The sequence below is a fragment of the Phenylobacterium sp. genome, from assembly GCF_036495085.1.
GTDB lineage: Bacteria > Pseudomonadota > Alphaproteobacteria > Caulobacterales > Caulobacteraceae > Phenylobacterium.
Genome location: NZ_DASXNL010000055.1, coordinates 1 through 3,374 on the forward strand (window position 1 = coordinate 1; position 3,374 = coordinate 3,374).

Genomic DNA, 3,374 nt, shown 5'->3' on the forward strand with positions numbered 1-3,374 from the left:
GCCCTGCGGCGTGAATTTGCGGGCCAGCTCGACATAGCCCGCCACACTCTCGGCGACCGCGGGCGGCATCGGCGCCATCATCGGCAACCCCGCCAATGCCGCGTCGGCCGCGCGATGCAGCAGCATCGCCGCGCGCGGCCCGGCCTGCGCGACGGCGCGCGGCGAGTCGGCGGGCTCGCCCTCTTCCAAGATCGCGCCGCCGGTCAACACCACGGCATCGAGCGGCTCCGCCTCCCGCCCGACGGCCCGCCGGCATTCCCGCATGTCGGCCATCGCCGCGAGGCCGCCATCGACATCGCCGGCCGTGGCGATCCAGCCGGCGCCGAGCTTCGCGGTCAAGGCGCGCGCCCGCGGACCCGAGGCCGCGACGTAAAGCGGGATCGGGTCGCGCGTGTTGATCAGCCCGAGCTCGGGGTTCAGCAGCCGGATCAGCCGCTTTTTGTTTTCGATTTCGGCCTCGACCGTCTCCCCGCGCAACAGCGCCATGACGACCCGGACATACTCTTCCAAATCCGCCAGTTTGACCGCGCCGAGCCCCATCGCCCGCCGCCCGGTAAACCCGGTGCCAATCCCGAAATCAATCCGCCCCGGCGCCAGTTTATTCAGCGATGCAAACGCATTCGCGGTAACCGGGGCGATCCGGTTCGATGGGATCAGCACTCCGGTGCCGAGCCGGATTTTTGTCGTTTTCATCGCTGCCGCCGCCATCGCGACAAATGGGTCGGCGCTCAGCATCTGGGTGTCGTAGAACCAGGCACGCGCAAAGCCGAGTTCCTCGGCGCGCCGCACCACCCGCCAGGAATCGGCGTCGGTCGGAATGGCAATCCCAAACTGCATTACCGCCTCCGCATTCGATTTCACCACGGAGACACCGGGACCACGGAGATCGGACTTCCCTCCGTGTCCTTCGAGCCTCTGTGGTACAATCTGCCTGTTTAGCGCTTGGAGAACTGGAAGCTGCGGCGGGCTTTGGCTTTGCCGTATTTCTTGCGCTCGACGACGCGGCTGTCGCGGGTCAGGAAGCCTTGCGCCTTGAGCTGCGGTCGCAGCCCCGGCTCGTAATTGAGCAGCGCCTTGGAAATGCCGTGGCGCACCGCGCCGGCCTGGCCCGAGAGGCCCGAGCCTTCCACGGTCGCGTCGATGTCGAACTGGCCCAGGCGATCGGCGATCTGCAGGGGCTGGGCGATCATCATGCGCAGCACAGGCCGGGCGAAATAGACCTCCTGGTCGCGGCCGTTGATGGTCACCTTGCCGCGCCCTGGCTTGATCCACACGCGGGCGACCGCGTTCTTGCGCTTGCCGGTGGCGTAGGCGCGGCCGTCCTTGTCGATCTGGGGTTCCGCCGCTGCCTGGACGGGGGTGGAGGAAAGGCTCTGCAGAGCCTCGAAGCCGTGGGTCTCGCTCATGACTACTGGCTCCGGCTGTTCTTGGCGTTCAGGGACACGAAATCCACCACCTGGGGGTTCTGCGCCGCGTGAGGATGCTCGGCGCCGTTGTAGAGTTTGAGATGGGTCAGCTGCTTGCGGGCCAGGGGGCTTTCCTTGGGCAGCATGCGTTCGACCGCCTTTTCCAGCACCCGCTCGGGGAATCGGCCGGCCAGGATCTTGCCCGCCGTACGCTCCTTGACGCCGCCGGGGTGGCCGGTGTGCCAATAGTAGGTCTTCTGGTCGAGCTTGCGGCCAGTGAACTTCACCTTGTCGGCGTTGATGACCACAACGTGGTCGCCGCAATCGACGTTGGGAGTGTAGTCCGGCCGATGCTTGCCGCGCAGACGCATGGCGATGAAGGTGGCCAGACGGCCGACGACGGCGTCTTGCGCGTCAACGACGATCCACTGCTTCTCGACGTCAGCGGGCTTGAGAGAGGTGGTGGTCTTGGTCGTCATGGCGCCTTTTTAGCCCCGATCGGCCCGGCGAAGGACGCCGGCGCCAGAGTGAGGCGCGGCTGGTACAGACCGGCGTCGAGAGTGTCAAGCAAGAATGCGACGAATATCCTAAAGCGCTTGGTTTTCAAAGAGTTCAGATGCGAGGTAATATATTACCCGCGCTGCGCGCCGAGCGCCACGCCAGCCCCACAGCGACGCTGAGGAGGAGCGCGGCATTGGCCTGGTGGGCCAGGGCCAAGCTCAGCGGGTCGTCGGCCAGAAGGGTCGCCACGCCCAGAGCTGCTTGGAGCACCAGCAGGACGACGCAGACCGCAGTGAGGACGGCAACGTCCCGTGACCCCTCGCGGGCGCGCAGGCGGCCGACCAAGAGGAAGACCCCCGCCCCCAGCAGCAGATAAGCGAACAGGCGGTGATCGAACTGACCCGCCGAACGCCCATGGGCCACAGTCGCCCAGAGTCCGCCCTGCCAATAGTCGGACGGGACGGCCCGCCCTCCCATCAAGGGCCAGTCGGTGTCGACCCGGCCGCCTCCGTTCCCCGCCACCAGGGCGCCCATCAGGCACTGCACGAACACGCCCGCGGCGAACAGGGCCGAGGCGACGCGGCCGCCCCTCGCCCTGACGGCCGTGCGCCCACTCGTTTCCGGCGCATTGCCGGCCCAGGCGTCGAGAGCTGTCCACACCAGAGCCGAAAGAAGCACGAGTGCGAGCCCAAGGTGAACCGCCAGCCGCTCGGGAGCGACGGAGGCCCTTCCCTCGAGCCCACTCTCGACCATCCACCAGCCGACCAGGCCCTGCAGGCCGCCCAAAGCGAGGAGCAGGAAGCAGCGGCCGACCAGGCGGCGCGGGACCTGCCGCAGCGCGAGGAAGCTCACCAGAGGGAGCGCGAAAACGATGCCGACGAGGCGCCCGAGCAGCCGGTGCGCCCATTCCCACCAGAACAGCACCTGGAACTCGCCCAGGCTGATGCCCTGGTTGATCAAGCGGTACTGTGAGGTAGCCCGATACCTGGCGAAGAGATCCGCCCAGGCCTGGTCGGAGAGCGGGGGCAAGGCGCCGGTAAGCGGCTTCCATTCAGTGATCGAAAGGCCCGATCCGGTCAGCCGCGTGGCGCCGCCCACCACCACCATGAGACCGACGAAGCCGGCCACGGTGAAGAGCCACACCGCGACAGCCCGCGAACGGCCGCCCAGGCCGGCGGCTCTGGAGGCGGCCGGTGTCGAGGCTCGGGAAAGGGCGATCATCGAGTTCCGGCGCCTGCGTCTATCATCCCTGCACGCGCGTCCAGGAAGGTGGACGCGCTGGTCGGAGCGACAGGATTCGAACCTGCGACCCCTTGACCCCCAGTCAAGTGCGCTACCAGGCTGCGCCACGCTCCGATGCAGGGAGAAGCGGCGTTATAGAGAGGCCGGCGCGGTGCGGCAATTGCAAATCCCCGGCGAAATCGTCAGCGCTGCAGAACGGTGTCGAGCCGCTTCTTTGCCGCCACG

General features: G+C 67.5%; 4 protein-coding genes and 1 tRNA gene. All 5 read right to left on the reverse strand.

Annotated features, from left to right (window positions below):
• Window positions 1-837 (reverse strand): LLM class flavin-dependent oxidoreductase (locus tag VGI62_RS07180; RefSeq protein ID WP_331503722.1); only part of this gene is annotated, 837 nt, incomplete at its 3' end.
• A 98-nt stretch (window positions 838-935) separates the two neighbouring features.
• Window positions 936-1,406, reverse strand: a complete 471-nt coding sequence (gene rpsI / locus VGI62_RS07185; RefSeq protein WP_331503723.1) for a 30S ribosomal protein S9 — start codon at window positions 1,404-1,406, stop codon at window positions 936-938.
• A 2-nt stretch (window positions 1,407-1,408) separates the two neighbouring features.
• Window positions 1,409-1,885 (reverse strand): 50S ribosomal protein L13, encoded by a 477-nt coding sequence (gene rplM, locus VGI62_RS07190; protein WP_331503724.1) that lies wholly within the window; start codon window positions 1,883-1,885, stop codon window positions 1,409-1,411.
• A 133-nt stretch (window positions 1,886-2,018) separates the two neighbouring features.
• Window positions 2,019-3,128 carry a COX15/CtaA family protein gene (locus tag VGI62_RS07195; protein WP_331503725.1) on the reverse strand — a complete coding sequence of 370 codons (1,110 nt, stop codon included), beginning with the start codon at window positions 3,126-3,128 and terminating at the stop codon, window positions 2,019-2,021.
• Between the two features lie 58 nt (window positions 3,129-3,186).
• Window positions 3,187-3,263 (reverse strand) — tRNA-Pro (locus tag VGI62_RS07200).
• Window positions 3,264-3,374 lie beyond the last annotated feature (111 nt).

What these genes read in the sequence shown, in the direction of transcription:
- VGI62_RS07195 (WP_331503725.1), bottom strand. Translation starts at nt 3,128, where the DNA reads ATGATCGCCCTTTCCCGAGCCTCGACACCGGCCGCCTCCAGAGCCGCC.
- rpsI (WP_331503723.1), bottom strand. Translation starts at nt 1,406, where the DNA reads ATGAGCGAGACCCACGGCTTCGAGGCTCTGCAGAGCCTTTCCTCCACC.
- rplM (WP_331503724.1), bottom strand. Translation starts at nt 1,885, where the DNA reads ATGACGACCAAGACCACCACCTCTCTCAAGCCCGCTGACGTCGAGAAG.